The 17,060-nt window shown below is 68.7% G+C and carries 13 protein-coding genes and 2 tRNA genes; 8 read left to right on the forward strand and 7 right to left on the reverse strand.

Annotated elements, in window-relative coordinates; genetic code table 11:
- Positions 1-54: 54 nt before the first annotated feature.
- Positions 55-870, reverse strand: coding sequence for an SOS response-associated peptidase (locus NBG84_RS07015; protein ID WP_250918405.1), 816 nt, complete (start codon positions 868-870; stop codon positions 55-57).
- Positions 871-919: 49 nt separating this feature from the next.
- On the opposite strand from NBG84_RS07015, the gene NBG84_RS07020 reads away from it, so the two are divergent.
- The 4 genes from NBG84_RS07020 to NBG84_RS07035 all read left to right on the forward strand — a co-directional run bounded on the left by NBG84_RS07020 (position 920) and on the right by NBG84_RS07035 (position 4,527).
- Positions 920-1,699, forward strand: coding sequence for a M50 family metallopeptidase (locus NBG84_RS07020; protein WP_250918406.1), 780 nt, complete (start codon positions 920-922; stop codon positions 1,697-1,699).
- Positions 1,700-1,768: 69 nt separating this feature from the next.
- Positions 1,769-3,091, forward strand: a complete 1,323-nt coding sequence (gene aroA, locus NBG84_RS07025; RefSeq protein ID WP_250918407.1) for a 3-phosphoshikimate 1-carboxyvinyltransferase — start codon at positions 1,769-1,771, stop codon at positions 3,089-3,091.
- 12 nt (positions 3,092-3,103) lie between these two features.
- Positions 3,104-4,117, forward strand: coding sequence for a ribosome small subunit-dependent GTPase A (rsgA, locus tag NBG84_RS07030; RefSeq protein WP_250918408.1), 1,014 nt, complete (start codon positions 3,104-3,106; stop codon positions 4,115-4,117).
- Between the two features lie 86 nt (positions 4,118-4,203).
- Positions 4,204-4,527: a DMT family transporter gene (locus NBG84_RS07035; RefSeq protein ID WP_250918409.1), complete on the forward strand. Its 324-nt coding sequence runs from the start codon at positions 4,204-4,206 to the stop codon at positions 4,525-4,527.
- Here the strand turns inward: NBG84_RS07035 and NBG84_RS07040 are convergent.
- A complete protein-coding gene (locus NBG84_RS07040; protein WP_250918410.1) occupies positions 4,493-5,269 on the reverse strand; it encodes a TetR/AcrR family transcriptional regulator in 777 nt (258 codons plus the stop codon). The two genes, NBG84_RS07035 and NBG84_RS07040, sit on opposite strands and share 35 nt — an antisense overlap.
- 178 nt (positions 5,270-5,447) lie before the next feature.
- On the opposite strand from NBG84_RS07040, the gene hisN reads away from it, so the two are divergent.
- Both hisN and NBG84_RS07050 read left to right on the forward strand, forming a co-directional pair.
- Positions 5,448-6,248: a histidinol-phosphatase gene (gene hisN / locus NBG84_RS07045; protein WP_250918411.1), complete on the forward strand. Its 801-nt coding sequence runs from the start codon at positions 5,448-5,450 to the stop codon at positions 6,246-6,248.
- A 441-nt stretch (positions 6,249-6,689) separates the two neighbouring features.
- Positions 6,690-7,091: a CBS domain-containing protein gene (locus NBG84_RS07050; RefSeq protein ID WP_250918412.1), complete on the forward strand. Its 402-nt coding sequence runs from the start codon at positions 6,690-6,692 to the stop codon at positions 7,089-7,091.
- Between the two features lie 742 nt (positions 7,092-7,833).
- On the opposite strand, the gene NBG84_RS07055 is transcribed toward NBG84_RS07050, so the two are convergent.
- Positions 7,834-9,285, reverse strand: a complete 1,452-nt coding sequence (locus tag NBG84_RS07055) for a catalase (RefSeq protein ID WP_250918413.1) — start codon at positions 9,283-9,285, stop codon at positions 7,834-7,836.
- A gap of 138 nt (positions 9,286-9,423) precedes the next feature.
- On the opposite strand from NBG84_RS07055, the gene NBG84_RS07060 reads away from it, so the two are divergent.
- Positions 9,424-9,840, forward strand: a complete 417-nt coding sequence (locus NBG84_RS07060; protein WP_250918414.1) for a Fur family transcriptional regulator — start codon at positions 9,424-9,426, stop codon at positions 9,838-9,840.
- 543 nt (positions 9,841-10,383) lie between these two features.
- On the opposite strand, the gene NBG84_RS07065 is transcribed toward NBG84_RS07060, so the two are convergent.
- From NBG84_RS07065 to NBG84_RS07080, 4 genes are all read right to left on the reverse strand, one after another.
- Positions 10,384-10,457: transfer RNA gene (locus tag NBG84_RS07065), tRNA-Met, on the reverse strand.
- Positions 10,458-10,538: 81 nt separating this feature from the next.
- Positions 10,539-12,821, reverse strand: coding sequence for a tetratricopeptide repeat protein (locus NBG84_RS07070; RefSeq protein ID WP_250918415.1), 2,283 nt, complete (start codon positions 12,819-12,821; stop codon positions 10,539-10,541).
- Between the two features lie 204 nt (positions 12,822-13,025).
- Positions 13,026-13,099, reverse strand: a tRNA-Met gene (locus NBG84_RS07075).
- 116 nt (positions 13,100-13,215) lie between these two features.
- The gene (locus NBG84_RS07080; protein WP_250918441.1) at positions 13,216-16,161 is read right to left on the reverse strand and encodes a UPF0182 family membrane protein; all 2,946 of its coding nucleotides are present in this window, start codon (positions 16,159-16,161) and stop codon (positions 13,216-13,218) included.
- A gap of 175 nt (positions 16,162-16,336) precedes the next feature.
- Between NBG84_RS07080 and NBG84_RS07085 the strand changes: the two genes are divergently transcribed.
- A complete protein-coding gene (locus tag NBG84_RS07085) occupies positions 16,337-17,005 on the forward strand; it encodes a PPA1309 family protein (protein ID WP_250918416.1) in 669 nt (222 codons plus the stop codon).
- The last annotated feature ends 55 nt before the right edge of the window (positions 17,006-17,060 follow it).

Below are 17,060 nucleotides of genomic sequence, written 5' to 3' on the forward strand. Positions count from 1 at the left end.
CGCGGACCTCGGGGCCGGACGCGGGAGAGGCGCCCTGGGATGTGGTCCCATCCGTCAGAACAGCGTGCTCTCCTCCGGGGCGGCCAGTTCCTCCAGCAGTTCCGGACCGTTGTTGCGGACATTGCTCACCGCAGTCTGCACCGCGTACGCCCGCATCAGCCCCTCCGGTGGCGGCTCCAGCAGCGGTGTCAGCTCCGCGATGTCCGTACGCGAAGGGTCCAGCCAGGCGTCCCAGCGATCGGGGGTGAGCATCAGCGGCATCCTCGGGTGGATGTCGGCGAGCGCATGCGGCCCATCGGCGGGGGCGACCCCCAGCGGAGCCTGCTCCGCCTCGGTCGTGATCACCGTGCAGGTCACCCACCAGGCCCGTGGATGGTCATCGGGGAGCGTGCGGTCGCGCCAGAACTCATAGAGACCCGCCATGGCGAAGACCGAGCCATCGGCGGGGGTGACGAAGTAGGGCTGCTTGCGGGGGCGCTTCTTCTTGCCCTGCTCCTCCAGCTGTCGCTCGTCGACCCCGGTGACCCACTCGTAATAGCCGTCGGCCGGCAGGATGCAGCGGCGGGAGGCGAAGGGCCTGCGGAAGGACGGCTTCTCATGCACGGTCTCGGCCCGCGCGTTGATCATCCGGGCCGCGCCCTCGGGATTCTTCGCCCAGGACGGCACAAGCCCCCACTTGAGGGTGCGCAGCTGGCGAACCGGACGCGGGTCCTCGGCGTCTTTCAGAGGACGTTCGAGAATCGCGTAGACCTCTTTGGTGGGAGCCACGTTCCAGTCCGGAGCCAGGGTCTCCGTCGGTTCCCACCGCTCCACATCAAAGACCCCCACCAGATCTTGGGGCTGACGACTTGCCGCGTACCGTCCACACATAGGTTCCAGACTGCCACTCTGGAACGCCACCCAAGGAGCCGCCCCAGAAATGAATGAGACCCATTCCGCTTCCAGCGGTATCCATGGCACCCCTGATACGCCGCTCGCCAGTGGCTCGCTGGGGGAATCACTCGGTGATCTATGGGACCGGGTCTTCAGCACCCAGCCCGCCCCCGAGCAATGGCTCGTCATAGCCACCGCGGTGCTCGCGCTCGCCGCGGTCGCACCGCGCCCGCTCTGGCGGCTGACCCGCAATGCCATCACCATCGCCCACGAAGGCGGCCATGGGCTGATCGCACTGCTCACCGGCCGCAGCCTGGAAGGCATCCGGCTGCACTCCGACACCAGCGGATTGACCGTCAGCCGCGGCAAGCCGACCGGGCTCGGCATGATCCTCACCGCCGCGGCGGGCTACACCGCGCCACCCCTGCTCGGTCTCGGCGGCGCGTGGCTGCTGGCAGCGGACCACATCACCCTGTTCCTCTGGCTGGCCACCGCGCTGCTGCTGGTCATGCTGGTCATGATCCGCAACGCCTACGGCGCGCTCACCGTGATCCTGACCGGCGCGGCCTTCCTCCTGATCTCCTGGTTGGCGAACGCCGAGGTCCAAGCGGCCTTCGCCTACACATCGGTCTGGTTCCTCCTTGTCGGAGGCGTACGGCCGGCATTCGAGCTCCAGAGCAAGCGCCGCCACGGCGGAGCCCCCGACTCGGACGCCGACCAACTCGCACGGCTCACCCATGCGCCGGCACCGCTGTGGCTCTTCCTCTTCCACGCGGTATCCGCCTGCTCACTGATCGGCGGCGGGCGCTGGCTGCTGGACCTGTGAGGGGTCCGCGCCGGTTTCCGCCTGTTTGATCAAGATCGGGGTCTCCGCGGAGCCACTAAAGTGAGGAACATGACCGAAGCCTCCGTGCACCCCGCCCTCTGGCCCGCTCCGCTCGCGACCAAAGCCGTCGAAGCCACCGTGACCGTGCCCGGCTCGAAATCGGTCACCAACCGTGCACTCGTGCTCGCCGCACTCGCCGCCGAGCCCGGCTGGCTGCGCCGGCCGCTGCGCTCCCGCGACACCCTGCTGATGGCCCAGGCGCTACGCGCCCTCGGCGTGGGCATCGAGGAGGGTGTGGGTCGCCATGGCGAGGGCGAGACCTGGCGGGTGATCCCCGCCGGACTCCATGGCCCGGCCACCGTCGACGTCGGCAACGCCGGCACGGTGATGCGCTTCCTGCCGCCCGTCGCCACCCTGGCCGATGGGCCGGTCCGTTTCGATGGCGACCCGCGTTCCTATGAGCGTCCGCTCCACGGTGTGATCGACGCCCTGCGGGCCCTCGGCGCCCGTATCGACGACGACGGCCGCGGGGCGTTCCCGCTGACGGTGCACGGCGGTGGGGCGCTCGACGGCGGCCCGGTCGAGATCGACGCCTCATCGTCCTCGCAGTTCGTCTCCGCGCTCCTGCTGTCGGCACCCCGGTTCAACCAGGGTGTGGAGGTTCGGCACATCGGCGGGACGCTCCCCTCGATGCCGCATATCCGGATGACGGTGGACATGCTCCGCGCGGTGGGAGCGCAGGTGGATGAGCCGGAGACGGGCGGTGAGCCCAATGTCTGGCGGGTCTCGCCCTCCGCGGTCCTCGGCCGGGACATCACCATCGAACCCGACCTCTCGAACGCCCAGCCGTTCCTGGCCGCCGCCCTGATCACGGGCGGGCGGGTGACCATCCCCGACTGGCCCGAGCACACCACCCAGCCCGGCGACGCGCTGCGGGCGATCTTCACCGACATGGGCGGCTCCTATGAGCTCAGCGAGGCTGGGCTGACCTTCACCGGCACCGGACGCGTCCACGGCATCGACGTGGATCTCGGTGATGTGGGCGAGCTGACCCCGGTGATCGCCGCGGTCGCGGCGCTCGCCGACTCACCGTCCACCCTGCGCGGTGTGGCTCACCTGCGTCTGCATGAGACGGACCGGCTGGCCGCCCTCACCAAGGAGATCAACGAGCTGGGCGGCGATGTGACCGAGACCGAGGACGGTCTGCACATCCGTCCGCGCCCGTTGCGCGGCGGGGTGTTCCACACCTACGACGACCACCGGATGGCAACCGCCGGCTCGGTCATCGGACTCGCCGTCGAGGGCGTCGAGATCGAGAATGTGGCGACCACCGCGAAGACTCTGCCCGACTTCCCCCGAATGTGGTCGACCATGCTCGGAGCGGAAAGCTGAACGGGACCTGATATGCGGCGCTACGGCAAGAACCCCGACGAGGACGACGTACGCGTCCGTCCCAACCGCAAGGGCAACCGACCGCGGACCACCATTCGCCCCAAGCACGAGGACGCCTGTGAGGGCATGGTCCTCACCGTCGACCGCGGACGGCTCACCTGTCTCGTCGACGACCGGGTCATCATGGCGATGAAGGCACGGGAACTGGGCCGCAAGGCCGCGGTGGTCGGGGATCGGGTCTCCATCGTCGGGGATCTCTCCGGGGACAAGGACACCCTGGCCCGTATCGTCCGCATCGGACCGCGCTCATCGGTGCTGCGCCGCACGGCCGATGACGACGATCCCTTTGAGCGGGTCGTCGTCGCCAACGCCGACCAGTTGGCCATCGTCACCGCACTCGCCGACCCCGAACCGCGGCCCCGGCTGATCGACCGCTGTCTGGTCGCGGCCTACGACGGCGGCCTCGAACCCCTTCTCGTACTGACCAAATCGGACCTGGGATCCCCCGACGAACTGCTGGAGATGTACGGGGCGCTGGGCGTTCCCCATGTCGTCACCACCCGTGAGGAGTTCGCGGACGGGATGGCGGCGGACCAGGTGCGCGACCATCTCATCGGCCGGACCACGGCGTTCATCGGCCACTCGGGGGTCGGGAAGACGACCCTGGTCAATGCCCTGGTGCCGGTGGAGCGGCGGCGGATCACCGGACATGTCAACGCGGTCACCGGCCGCGGCCGGCACACCACCACATCGGCGCTCGCCCTACCCCTCGCGGACGAGAAGGGCGGCTGGGTCATCGACACCCCCGGGCTGCGCTCCTTCGGTCTGCACCATGTGGACCCCTCACGGGTGATCCTCGCCTTCCCCGATCTGGAACCGGGCACGGTGAACTGTCCGCGGGGCTGCAGCCACGACGAGCCGGAGTGCGCCCTCGACGCCTGGGTGGCCGAGGGCCATGCCGATCCGGCCCGGCTGTACTCACTGCGGCGGCTGCTCTCGACCCGTGAGCGACGCGAGGGCGACTGACCCGCGTACGTTTGCGCTCTTCGGATGCCGGTAAGTGCATAATCGCACCAAGTCCGACGAAGCAGTCATCGACTGATGGAGGCGCCATGGCGTGGCTGCTGGTGGTAGTCGCCGGTCTTCTGGAGACGGGGTTCGCCGTCTGTCTGAAGCTGTCGCACGGATTCACCCGGCTCTGGCCAACGATCGCCTTCGCCGCCTTCGCCCTGGGGAGTTTCGGTCTGTTAACCCTCGCCCTGAAGAAACTGGACGTGGGTCCGGCGTACGCGGTGTGGACGGGCATCGGCGCCGCGGGTACCGCGATCTACGGAATGGTCTTCCTCGATGATGTGGTCTCCACACTCAAGATCGTCTCCATTTCCCTGGTCGTCATCGGTGTCATCGGCCTTCAACTGTCCGGATCGAGCCACTGACACCGTGGCCTCCGGCGCAAGGTGCGGTTGTCGCGCCGCCACCGTCGGTACGGCCGCGCAGCGCCCCGCGCACCAGTGAGCCCACCGCCCCGCCCCCGGTGCTGTCCGCCGGAGCGATCACCTGGGACAGGGTGAGCCGGACCACCAGCTCACAGCGGTGGGCGAGATCCGCGGAGTGCTCCCCCGTGAGGTGGTGAGATCGCTCCGCCACCAGTGCGCCCACCAAGCGGTCGCGTACCGAACCGACCATCTCCGTCGGGGTGATCAGCGCGGCATCGGCCCGGCGCTGGTCCTGGTTCCCGGCCAGTGGCGCACTCTCGCGCACGGGCCTCGGTTCGGGCAGCCGATCGCTCCAGCAGCCGGTCAGCAGGGCGCGCAGCAGCCGGTTCACCCTTGTCTGGCGGACGGTCCACTCGGCGACGGCGACCAGCCGGGCCTCGGCGAGGGACGTCCGATCCCCGGCGGCGACCGAGTGTTCCGCGGGTAATGACCTGGTGGTCAGGGGTAGCCGATCGGCTGGCTCCGGGGCGGTGAGCAATCGGTCCACCGCCCGGAGGTAGGCATCGGCTTCCTGGCGCACCAGCGCCCGGGCCAACCCGTCCTTGCTGCCGAACTCGTTGTAGAGGGTCTGCCGGGACAGGCCCGCGGTGGCCGCGACATCCACCATCCGCACCCCGGACCAGGGCTGTTCAGCCAGCGCCGAGCGGGCGGCGCTCAGCAGGGATTCTCGGGCCGTCGGCACATCGCCTCCCCGGCCGTGCGACTCCAGGCCGGATGCCCGACCAGCCGTACGGCACTGTGGCCAGAGTTGACGCGCCACCGTGCACTGTCAAGGGTGACCGCCCGGCGCCGGTTCTCGGCGGGTCCGCCGGGGCGAGACGGTCGTGATCGACTTCGGCGCACCCCGATAGAGTGACGACATGCCCGACTACCACGACGATCTGCGGCTCGCCCATGTCCTCGCAGACGCCGCCGACGCCGCGACGATGGACCGATTCAAGGCCCTGGACCTCAAGGTCGAGACCAAGCCGGACATGACACCGGTGAGCGAGGCGGACAAGGCGGCGGAGGAACTGATCCGCGGACAGCTCCAGCGGGCCCGCCCCCGCGACGCGATCCTCGGCGAGGAGTACGGCGTCGAGGGCACGGGTCCGCGCCGCTGGGTGATCGATCCGATCGACGGCACCAAGAACTACGTCCGCGGGGTGCCGGTCTGGGCCACCCTGATCTCCCTGACGGTGCAGGGCGAGGGCGGATACCAGCCTGTCGTGGGAGTGGTCTCGGCACCGGCCCTGGGCCGGCGCTGGTGGGCGGCGCAAGGCGGCGGAGCCTATACGGGACGCTCCCTCACCTCGGCGACCAGGCTTCGGGTATCGCAGGTGAGCAGCATCGACGATGCCTCCTTCGCCTACTCCTCGCTGAGCGGATGGGAGGAGCAGGGGCGGCTCGACGGTTTCCTCGATCTGACCCGTGCCTGCTGGCGCACTCGTGGATACGGCGACTTCTGGCCCTACATGATGGTTGCCGAAGGGTCGATCGACATCTGCGCCGAGCCCGAGTTGTCCCTGTGGGACATGGCCGCGAACGCGATCATCGTCCAGGAGGCGGGCGGCTCCTTCACCGGCCTCGACGGCCGCCCCGGCCCGCACAGCGGAAACGGCGCCGCGTCCAACGGGCTGCTCCACGGGGAGTTGCTCGGCTATCTCCAACCGCGGTCCTAAACCAGCGCTCACCCCGGTGAGCTGGTTGAACGTCGCCCGGCACCGGGATTGAACGCAGCGGAGCGCACCGACTGACGGCCCGTGGGGTCCGCACATCAAGCCCCCACCCGGTGCGCGGGTGGGGCTTGATGCCGACCCGGCGGTGAGGCGGGTAGGCCGCCGTGGTATGCCCCGGGGAAGCGGCCCGGGGGCCCGAGACGGGACCCGAAGGGCCGTCCGGAAGGGCCGTCCCGCCCCGGAACACCGGCCTACCGCGACCGGAGCGGGTGAGTCCCCTCGTGCGGAACCGGTCGTGCGTACCCCCTTGCTGCGCTCCCCAAGGACTGCAACTCTGAAAGTCGCCCCTTCTTGTGAACTTGTGAATCCTTTCTCGAAAGGCTCACTGACCGGTCCACAAAGGGGTCATATGAGGCCCGAACCCTCTAGGAGGTGGCTCCATCCATGCTCGTCCGTGACGCCATGAGCACGGTGGTCCTCACCATCGGACCCACCCACACACTCCGCCAGGCCGCCGGCCTGATGGCCGCTCGCCGAGTCGGCGCGGCCGTCGTTCTCGACGGCGACGCCGGGGGCGTGGGGATCCTGACCGAGCGCGACATCCTGAAGTCGGTGGGCATCGGGGAGAACCCCGATCTGGAAACCGCCGGCGCCCACACCACAGCCGACGTCGTCTTCGCCGCGCCTTCATGGACCTTGGAGGAAGCCGCGGAGGCCATGGCACATGGCGGCTTCCGGCATCTTGTCGTCCTTGACGGCGAGGGGCCCGTGGGCATCGTCTCCGTACGCGACATCATCCGCTGCTGGGTTCCCGTCCGCCGTCAGCGAGCCGCACTCGTCGGATAGCGCCGCTCATCACCCCAGCGACCCGTATGTCCCGAACCCTCTGCTTCGTCGCGTGTGCCATGCGCAAAGCGGTACGGCTACCCGGTCGCGCCGACCCGGCCCCAACCGACCATGAACCGGGCCCCACCCGGGCCCGGCCGTACCAGCACACGGTCTCAAGCGAGCGCGACCGACCCCGCGCACGACCGGACCACTGCACGTACACGTCCCGATCACCTCATGGACCGCACCGAACAGCGGCAGGGCACAGACACCGCACCGGGCAGGGACCGGATCGAACGGGCGGCGACCGGTACCGAAACCACTGCCCGCAACCAACGCGACATCAACCGATCACCCGACCAACCGAGTCCTGGGGCGAACTCGAACCGTGGCTCCGGGCTGCCCGGATGGTTCACCGTTGGCCACCATGGGTGATCCTCGCTCGGCGAGTCCTGACCACATCCCAACGACGAGGACGAGCCCCGACCCGACCGACCCCGGTCCCGTCGACTGACTCCGGGTCCCTTCGGATGACCACTGACCACCCCCGATGACCACGACTACTGACCACGACGGCTGACCACGACGGCTGATCCGGGGAGAGCTCACCCGCAGATCAGCCGCACCGTCCGCCGAGGGCCCGCCGGGGAGCCACATCGACCCGACTCACACCCCGGCTCACAGCCCCGACTCATGACAACGAAGAAGGCCGGACCCCCCTGGACAGGGGTCCGGCCCTCCGTTCCACGACAAGCGTCCGTCAGCCGCGAAGCGCCTGCACCGCGGCTTCGAGCCGCTTGCCGAAGTCTCCGTCAGCCTGGCGGAAGTTGTTGATCGCCCGCTCGGCGATGTCATCGCGTGAGACCTGGGCGATGAACCCGGAGAGGTTCTCGATGAGCCGGGTCCTCTCGTCCTCCGACATCATCCGGTAGAGGTTGCCCGCCTGCACGAAGTCATTGTCCTCGGCATGGCGCGGGGCCTCGTGGTTGCCGGTGTCACCGGAGACCGCGGTGGTGGACCAGAGCGGCTTGTCGGTCTGGAACGGGCCGCCGAAGCTGTTCGGCTCGTAGTTCTTGGTACCGCTGTGGCGACCGTCGTACAGGAAACCGTCCCGGCTGTTCGTCCGCGCCTCGGTGGCGTGCGGGCGGTTCACCGGCAGATGGTCGGCGTTGATGCCGACCCGGTAGCGGTGAGCGTCCCCGTAGGCGAAGAGACGTCCCTGAAGCATCTTGTCCGGGGACGGTCCGATGCCCGGCACGAAGTGGGCGGGCGAGAAGATGGACTGCTCGACCTCGGCGAAGACGTTCTCGGGGTTGCGGTTCAGCTCCAGCTTGCCGATCTCGATCGGCGGGTAGTCCTCGTGCGGCCACACCTTGGTGAGGTCGAACGGGTTGAAGCGGTAGGTCGCCGCATCGGCCGCGGGCATGATCTGCACCTGCACGGTCCAGGAGGGGAAGTCCCCGTTCTCGATGGACGTGCGCAGATCACGCTGGTGGCTGTCCGGGTCCTCACCGGCGAGGAGATTGGCCTCGGCCTGGGTGAGGTTCTTGATGCCCTGGTCCGTCTTGAAGTGGTACTTGACCCAGAAGACCTCGCCGTCGGCGTTGTTCCACTGGTAGGTGTGCGATCCGTACCCGTTCATATGACGCAGCGTGGCCGGGATGCCGCGGTCACCGAAGAGCCAGGTCACCTGGTGGGTGGACTCCGGCGACAGACCCCAGAAGTCCCATACGTTGTCCGCCTCCTGGGAGCCGGTGTAGGGGTCGCGCTTCTGGGTGTGGATGAAGTCCGGAAACTTGATGGCGTCCTTGACGAAGAACACCGGGGTGTTGTTCCCGACGAGGTCGTAGTTGCCTTCCTCGGTGTAGAACTTCAACGCGAAGCCCCGGGGGTCGCGGACCGCGTCGGCCGAGCCGAGGTTCCCCGCGACGGTGGAGAAGCGCAGGAAGGTCTCGGTCTGCTTGCCGATCACGGAGAGGAACTTGGCCCGTGTGTACTGGCTGACATCGGCGGTGACCGTGAAGGTGCCGTAGGCACCCGCGCCGCGGGCGTGCACCACGCGCTCCGGGATCCGCTCGCGGTTGAAGTGGGCGAGCTTCTCCAGCAGCGCCTGATCCTGAATCAGAACAGGACCGCCGACGCCCGCCGTCTCGCTGTTCTGGTTGTCGGCGACCGGAGCCCCGGCCTCCGTGGTGAGCGGTCCCTGCGTCACGTGCGCCTCCTGCGTCTTACGTTCCTGACCCGTGGCTTGTGCCGATCACGATCCTACGATGGACTCTGTCTAAGTCAAGCGAACATCCAAAGTCACACCCGTTCGGGATCAGGGCATCTCGCTGCTACTCTGACTCGTATGAGTGACCTGCTGGAACGGCTTCGTGGACGCGGCTGGCGCATGACCGCACAGCGGCGTGTCGTCGCTGAGGTCCTCGACGGTGATCATGTCCATCTGACCGCTGACGAGGTGCACGCCCGCGCGGTCAAGAGGCTTCCGGAGATCTCCCGGGCGACCGTCTACAACACGCTCGGCGAAATGGTCTCGCTCGGCGAGGTACTGGAAGTCGCCACCGACCGCCGCGCCAAGCGGTACGACCCCAACGCACACCGCCCCCACCAGCACCTGGTCTGCGGCATGTGCGGAGCGATCCGCGATGTCCATCCGGCAGGGAATCCGCTAGCCGACCTTCCGGACTCCGAGCGCTTCGGCTTCACCATCTCGGATGTCGAAGTCACCTATCGCGGCATCTGTCCGGGCTGCTCAGGCGCCTGATCTCGACCGACGCCGGGCGGCCACCGGCTTGCGAGCGCCCGCCGAGGTCGCTCAACCCTCAACCGGCCAGCCACGCTGTTCCCCGCTCAACAGTTGATCTTCGCTGGGGCTGTCTCGGTATCGGCCTCTCGGTATCGGCCTGGCCGATTTCCACCGAAAGATCCCGTCCGGACTCCGCCCAGGGGCGCCACTGGCACTCTTGCGACCCTCGAGGGCGTCCCGCTCCGCGAGTCCCCCTGGATGAGTCCCGCCGTGCGACGCTTCGGCCGCTCATAGCCCGGTCGCTCGGATCCGGGGCGCTCCGATCCAGTCGTGCCGACCCGGTTGTCCCGTACGCCGGCCCGCGGCCCGGTCGGCCTCAGGGGCGATAGAGGCGGACGCATACGTCACCCGACCTGCCCATCCGGTAGCGAGCATCGGCGATGTCGCAGCGGATCGAGGGCCGGTGCCTTTGGGCGGGCTTGCTGGAAGCACCCGCGGTCGTGCCTGGCATGAGGAACGCCGAAGGCCCGGACTCATTGAGTCCGGGCCTTCGACCATCAGTAGCGGGGACAGGATTTGAACCTGCGACCTCTGGGTTATGAGCCCAGCGAGCTACCGAGCTGCTCCACCCCGCGTCGTTAAACGCAACCTTACGGGACCCCACCCGACCTGAGCAAATCAGCTACCCGAGCACCTTCACCCGCCCCCGGGACGCACTATGCGGTCAGCTCCTGATGGAGTGCCTCCCGCAGCCTGGCGGCCCGTTCGGCGACCTCGGCCGGCCCCAGCTCAACGGCGCGCGCACACCAGCGCTGCCCCTCCGACAGCTCGCCGTGACGAGCGGCGAGCAGCGCCAGCCGCAGCGCCGCCCTGCCGTGGCCCGCGCGGGCTGCCCGAGTCCACCACAGGGCCGCCTCACGCTCATTGCCCTCCCGGGCCAGCAGCAGTCCGAGGTTGAACGCTCCGTTGCGGCTACCCGCGCTGGCCGCCTCCCGGTACCAGCGGGCGGCGTCGGCCATGTCGCCACGGGCGGCGGCGAGCATCCCCACTCGTACCTGGGCCCGGCGATGGCCCTGCTCGGCGGCCCGCTCGTACCACTCCTCGCACTCGCTCTTCCGCGCCATCGACTCGCCGAGCGCCGGCGGTCCGGGCGGCGGCTGTCGCGCGTCCAGCAGGCTGGCGAGCCGGAAGGCGGCCTCAGCGCTGCCCCCGCCGGCCGCACAGCGCAGATGGCGTTCCGCGGCCTGGTCGTCACCGTCCCTCAGGAGGGCGATGCCCACCTGGAGGGCGGCCTCGGTGTGCCCCGCTGCCGCCGCCCTCTCGTACCAGGCCAGCGCCGTACGATCATCATCGCGGCCGACATGGAGGATGCCGAGGTTGAAGGCCGCGTCAACGCTTCCGGCCTCGGCCGCCTTGGAGAACCAGGGTTCCGCGCCGACCGGGTCGCCCGACTGGAGCAGCAGTACGGCCAGTGCGTTGGCTGCCTCGCGGTGGCCCGCGTAGGCGGCCTGGCGGTACCACTGCTCGGCCTGGGCGATGCGGTCCTGGGCGGTGCAGAGCAGACCGAGGTTGTAGGCGCCGTTCACATCGCCGGCGGTCAGGGCCGCGCGATACCAGCGCTCGGCGGTCTGCGGCTCTCCGCGGGCCGCGTGGAGTGCGCCGAGGGCGTTGGCCGCGTTGCCGTCGCCCTCCTGCGCCGCCCTCAGCCACCAGACGGCCGCGCTCTCCTCGTCTCCGGCGTCCCGTAGCAGAAACGCCAGCGCGCAGGCGGCTCGCGCCTCACCGTCCTTGGCCGAGCTCAGATACCAGCGCCCCGCCTCCTTGAGGTCACCGCGCCGCTCCAGGATCACTCCGAGGTGCAGCGCGGCCCGGCGATGTCCCCGGGCCGCCGCCTGGCGATACCACTGGGCGGCTTCGTCGAGTGTGCTCAGGCGTAGGTCTGTCGCGCTGGTGGTGGCCTGGTCCGGGCCTTCGGTCGGGTCGGGTGATGACAATGACGGACTCCGCGCTGAGGTGCGCACCGCCGGGGGCTGGTCCTGCTCGGCCGCCGGCCCGCGGTTTCGGGGCGCGCCACCGCTGCGGCCATCGGCGGCCGCCGAGGCCCTCTCCCCCTCGTTCGAACCGGGCCCGTGCCGCTGGTCCGCCCCGCTGACCGCCGGATCCGCCGCGCCACCCCGGTCCCCGTCCACCATCCCGGCCGGGTGCCGGTCGGCAGCGAAGTGCGTGCGGGAGCGGCTCGGGACGGCCTGGTCGGTCCCGAGCATCAGGACGGCCGCGCCAGCCGTCCTGGCCTCGTCCGCGGCGCGCAGTTCCAGTGCGCGGGCCAGCCGGTAAGCCGCCTCGCGGTGACCCTGCTCGGCGGCCGAACGCAACCAGCGCTCGACCCCGCCTTCGCCACGGTGTTCCAGTAGATCCGCAAGCGCGTAGGCCCCCAGGGCATGGCCCTGCTCGGCTGATTGGCGCAGCCAGTACTCGGCTGCGGGCTCGTCCCCACGCTCACGGAAGTGACGGCCCAGGGCGTGGGCAGCCGCCGCGGAGCCGGCGACCGCGGCGACTCGCCACCAGGCGGCCGCCTCCTCCGCATAGCCGCGCTGGTGGAGGAGGACGCCGAGATTGTTGGCTGCCGCGCGGTCTCCGGCGGCGGTTGCGGCCCGCAGATGGCCTTCGGCGCCGTCGAGGTCCCCTCGGCGCAGTAGTGCCGCGCCCAGCAGACTCATGGCTACGGTGTCACCGCTCTCAGCGGCACGGCGGTAGCGCTCCTCGGCCTCCGCGCTCTCGACCGCGTCCGCAGCCCCCGCCGCTTCCGCCGGGTCGCCGGCGGCAACCGGTGTCAGGGGTGCCGCTCCGCGGGCTCCTCGGGGATGGCGCATGGCGGGGCCGACGGTGGTGCCAGCGAGGTCGTCAGCAGCGGGATTGCTTGTTTCCGCTGCGTTTACGGCATTTCGCTGCACAAACCGCCCTGTCTTCAACAGAGTCGCCCTGTCCCCCATAAATTCCATCGTCGCACCACCCGCAACCCGCGTACACCTGGTATACCGCAGCCAGTGAGGTCACTTCAGCGTTTTGTCGACATGCCCACAGAGAGATAAGTGAAACACTTATCCAGTCAACTCGCAGTACGCCACGCGCAGTTCCCCCACGCGATCACATACGCATGAAGAGGGCCCGGATCCTCAATGGATTCGGGCCCTCTTCGTTTTCAGTAGCGGGGACAGGATTTGAACCTGCGACCTCTGGGTTATGAGCCCAGCGAGCTACCGAGCTGCTCCACCCCGCGTCGTTGTGTCCAAAGACTACCACGGCACAGGATGTTGCCTGATCAGAGCAGCTGTCTCGTCCCCTGTCCCACGCGCGGAGCGCGTGGGACAGGGGCTACCGAAGCGACTACGGCAGCTAGGACGACTTGGACGGTGACGGTGCGGCGGACTGCGCCGGACGTGACTTGCCCTGGATCCCCGCCAACCGCTCGATGGCGGCTTCGAGCTCGTCCTGGGCCCTGCCGTACGCCTCCCGGTCCTTCGGGTCCTTCTCCAGCACCGCGTCCATCGCGTCCTGCGCCTTCAACACATCGTCGATGGCGGCCTTCAGCGCCGCGTCACCCGTCGCGGGTGGCGTGGTCGGATTGGGTGTCGGCTTGGTTGGCTCGTCGCCCGGTGGGGTCGTCGGCTGCTCCGTGCCCGCTTCACCGAAGACCGCGTTGAGCGCCTCCGAAAGGCTGTCCTTGAAGACGGGCTTGCCTCCGCCATAGGCGACGGCGACCTTCCGAAGGAGCGGATAGTTGGCACTACCGCCCCTGGCGTAGACGGGTTCGACGTAGAGGAATCCGCCGTCCAACGGGATCGTCAGCAGATTGCCGTACTCGATATCCGAGTCGGTGCCTCTGAGGTCACGGACGAACGTGGCGACTTCCGGCACACCGTTCAGCTCGGACTGCACCTGGGACGGCCCTTGGACGGTCTCCGTGACTCTCAGCAGTCTCATCGAGCCATAGCTCTCGCTGTTGGCATCGGCGTCCACCGCCATATAGGCGCCCAGATTGGGGCGTCCGGCCGGCGTGAACGTCGTCGTCAGCGAGAACTTCTGGGTCTTCTCACCCGGCATCTTCAGGCTCAGGTAGTACGGCGGCACCGCACTGCTGTCCTTGTTCGTCGGGTCGTCCGGCACCTGCCAGGCGTCACTGCCGCTGTAGAACTGCTCGGGCTCGGTGACGTGGTAGCGGGTGAGCAGTTCGCGCTGCACCTTGAACATGTCCTGCGGATAGCGCAGGTGGGACTTCAGCTCCGGGGAGATGTCGCCCTTCGCCTTCACCGTGCCGGGGAACGCCTTCATCCAGGTCTTCAGAACCGGGTCCTTGGTGTCCCACTGGTACAGCTTGACCTTGCCGTCATAGGCGTCGACGGTGGCCTTCACCGAGTTGCGGATGTAGTTGACCTGGTTCTGCTGGGCGACGACCGCGCGCTGGTTGGTGGTCAGCGAGTCGGTCGTGGTGTCCCCGAGCGTCGTACGCGAGGCGTACGGGTAGCTGTTGGTCGTGGTGTAGGCGTCGACGATCCACTGGATACGTCCGTCGACCACCGCGGGGTACGCGTCGCCATCGATGGTCAGCCACGGCGCGACGGCCTCGACGCGCTCCTTGGGCGTGCGGTTGTAGAGGATCCGCGACCCCTCGCCCACCGCTCCGGAGTAGAAGAGCTGCGGCTCGCTGAAGGACACCGCGTACGCGGCCCGGTTCAGCGCGCTGGAGAGGCTGACACCGCTCTTGCCCTTGTAGCTCGTGTACTTGGTCGGCCCGGTGCTCGCCTCGTAGTCCAGTTCCTTCTGCGGACCGCCGACGATCGAGTACTGCTCGGTCTTCTCGCCGTAGTAGATCCGCTGCTCGTACGAGCCGAGCTGACCGGTGGTGGGCATACCGGACTCGGTGAAGTCGGGCGAGCCGACCGTGCCCTTGTTGGGGTCGCTGACCACACTCGTGCCCTTGGCGGCGATCGCGCCGTAGCCATGGGTGTACGTGAAGTGGTCGTTGATCCAGTTCCGCTTGGGAATGCCCTCGATGTCCAGCTCACGCAGACCGATGACCGTGTCCTGCGGCTTTCCATCAGCGCCGGGGTAGCGGTCGACGTCCAGGGTGTCCGGGAACTGGTAGTACTTCCGCTCCTGCTGGAGCTGCTGGAAGGCGGGCGAGACGACATTGGAGTCGACCACTCGGTAGCTGGCCGCGCTCTTGGCGTCCTCGCGCTGCTGGTCCCTGCGGGTGGGATCGCCCTTGCCCTTGTAGTCCTCGGGCTTGGCGCTGTCGATGCCGTACGCCTTGCGGGTGGCATCGATGTTCTTCTGGATGTACGGGCTTTCCTTGGCCTGCTCGTTCGGCTGGACCTGGAACTTCTGCACGATGGCCGGGTACAGGCCGCCGATCAGGATCGCCGACAGGACCATCAGACCGAAGCCGATCACCGGCAGCTGCCAGGTGCGCCGCCAGAGCGTGGCGAAGAACAGCAGGGCGCAGATGACGGCGATGCAGAAGAGGATCGTCTTCGCCGGAAGGTAGGCGTTGGCGTCGACGTACCGCAGGCCCGTCCATTCCCCGGTGGCCTTGAAGTCGCTGGACTTCACCGCGAGGCCATACCGGTCCAACCAGTACGCCACGGCCTTCAGCGAGACGAAGAGGCCGAGCAGTACCGACAGATGTCCGGTGGCCGCGGCCGTGGCACGCGCGCCGGGGCTGGTGACGCGCAGCCCGCCGTACAGGTAGTGGGTGAGTGCGGCGGCGATCAGTGAGAGAACGGCCGCTGCGAAGCCGAAGCCGAGCAGGAACCGGTACCAGGGCAGATCGAACGCGTAGAACGACACGTCCATCTGGAACTGGGGGTCCTTCTCACCGAAGGGCACGCCGTTGACCCACATCAGCCAGGTCCGCCACTGACCGGTCGCCGAGGCACCGGCGATCAGTCCGACCAGAGCGGTGATCGCGAGGAGAACCCACTTCTTGTAGGGGGCGATGCTCATCCGGTATCGGTCGAGGCTCTGCTGCTCCAGCGACATCGCGCTCAGCGGCGGCCGCAGCCGGTGCGCGAGCCAGATGTTCACCCCGACGGCAATCGCCATCAGGAGGCCGAAGACGGCGAAGAGCCCGATCTTGGTCGAGAGCGTGGTGGTGAACACCGACGAGTAGTCGACGGAGCGGTACCAGAGCCAGTCGGTCCAGAACCCGGCGAACATGACGAACGCCATCGCCAGAACCGCCAGCACGCCCAGCGTCATCAGTAGGGTACGGACGCGACGGGACGGCCGGCCTACTCTCATCCGTGGCCCGGTCGGGGAGCCTCCGCCGCGGTCCGGCATCTGGAAAGCCAACGTGCGCACCTCGAAGTTCGCGGTTGTGTAGAAGGAGCGGCCGTGTGGGTCACGGACGCAGTCGTGCCAAGCTGGGCCCCGCGATCGTAGAGCCCACTCATGCAACTTACTGAGGCTTTACCTAGTTCCCGTCTCGGGGCCAGAAGGAGGCAGGATATTGGGCATGTCCAATGTTTCTTCTTCCGCCCCCTCCGATCCGCCCGCCGATTCAGCGTCGGGCCAGCCTTCCCGCCGGGCCGCTGGCAGCGCCGATGCCCCTGGTGGTGCCGGCGCCGGCGCCTCCGGTGGGAAGGCTTCCGGGCCGATCGCCGCCACCCCGCTGACGCGTGCCGTTCTGGAGATCGACGAATACACAGCGGGACTTGGCTGGGATCAGCCGGCCAGGCTGTTCGCGCTCGTCGACACCGCACGACTGCGCACCCAGGAGCCCGACCTCGCATCCCAGCTCGGGCTCGACGGCGATGAGGTGGCCGCGCCGCTGACCCCCATCGAGCAGGACGAGATCCCGGCGGGCAAGCCGCTGGACGAGTTCCTCGCGACGATCGCCTGGCCCGACGCCGTCGCGGGTTGCGCGCTGACGGTGGAGCGCCAGATGCTGCCCACCTCGGCGGAGGCGGCAGTTCCGAAGGGCCTCGACGGCGAATCGCTGACGAAGTGGGTCGCGGACCACCCGGACCGTCAGGAGGTCCGTATGACGGTCGCGGTGCTCCGCGACGGAACCCGCGAGTCGGCACTGCGGCTACGGGAGAAGGACTCCCCCACTGAGGTGCTGACCGGTTCGGACCTGGTGCCCGGGTTGGCGGAGGCACTCTCAGCGACCTTCGAGGGATAGCCCCGCCCTGGGGGCGACTGAGGGCCCCGGTGGGGTCGGTCCGCTACCGACCCCA

The organism is Streptomyces albipurpureus (genome assembly GCF_023701525.1).
GTDB lineage: Bacteria > Actinomycetota > Actinomycetes > Streptomycetales > Streptomycetaceae > Streptomyces > Streptomyces albipurpureus.

Excerpts from the sequence above, each read along its gene's own strand:
- NBG84_RS07015 (WP_250918405.1), bottom strand. The coding sequence starts at position 870 with ATGTGTGGACGGTACGCGGCAAGTCGTCAGCCCCAAGATCTGGTGGGG.
- NBG84_RS07020 (WP_250918406.1), top strand. The coding sequence starts at position 920 with ATGAATGAGACCCATTCCGCTTCCAGCGGTATCCATGGCACCCCTGAT.
- aroA (WP_250918407.1), top strand. The coding sequence starts at position 1,769 with ATGACCGAAGCCTCCGTGCACCCCGCCCTCTGGCCCGCTCCGCTCGCG.
- rsgA (WP_250918408.1), top strand. The coding sequence starts at position 3,104 with ATGCGGCGCTACGGCAAGAACCCCGACGAGGACGACGTACGCGTCCGT.
- NBG84_RS07035 (WP_250918409.1), top strand. The coding sequence starts at position 4,204 with ATGGCGTGGCTGCTGGTGGTAGTCGCCGGTCTTCTGGAGACGGGGTTC.
- hisN (WP_250918411.1), top strand. The coding sequence starts at position 5,448 with ATGCCCGACTACCACGACGATCTGCGGCTCGCCCATGTCCTCGCAGAC.
- NBG84_RS07050 (WP_250918412.1), top strand. The coding sequence starts at position 6,690 with ATGCTCGTCCGTGACGCCATGAGCACGGTGGTCCTCACCATCGGACCC.
- NBG84_RS07060 (WP_250918414.1), top strand. The coding sequence starts at position 9,424 with ATGAGTGACCTGCTGGAACGGCTTCGTGGACGCGGCTGGCGCATGACC.
- NBG84_RS07070 (WP_250918415.1), bottom strand. The coding sequence starts at position 12,821 with ATGGAATTTATGGGGGACAGGGCGACTCTGTTGAAGACAGGGCGGTTT.
- NBG84_RS07080 (WP_250918441.1), bottom strand. The coding sequence starts at position 16,161 with ATGCCGGACCGCGGCGGAGGCTCCCCGACCGGGCCACGGATGAGAGTA.
- NBG84_RS07085 (WP_250918416.1), top strand. The coding sequence starts at position 16,337 with ATGTCCAATGTTTCTTCTTCCGCCCCCTCCGATCCGCCCGCCGATTCA.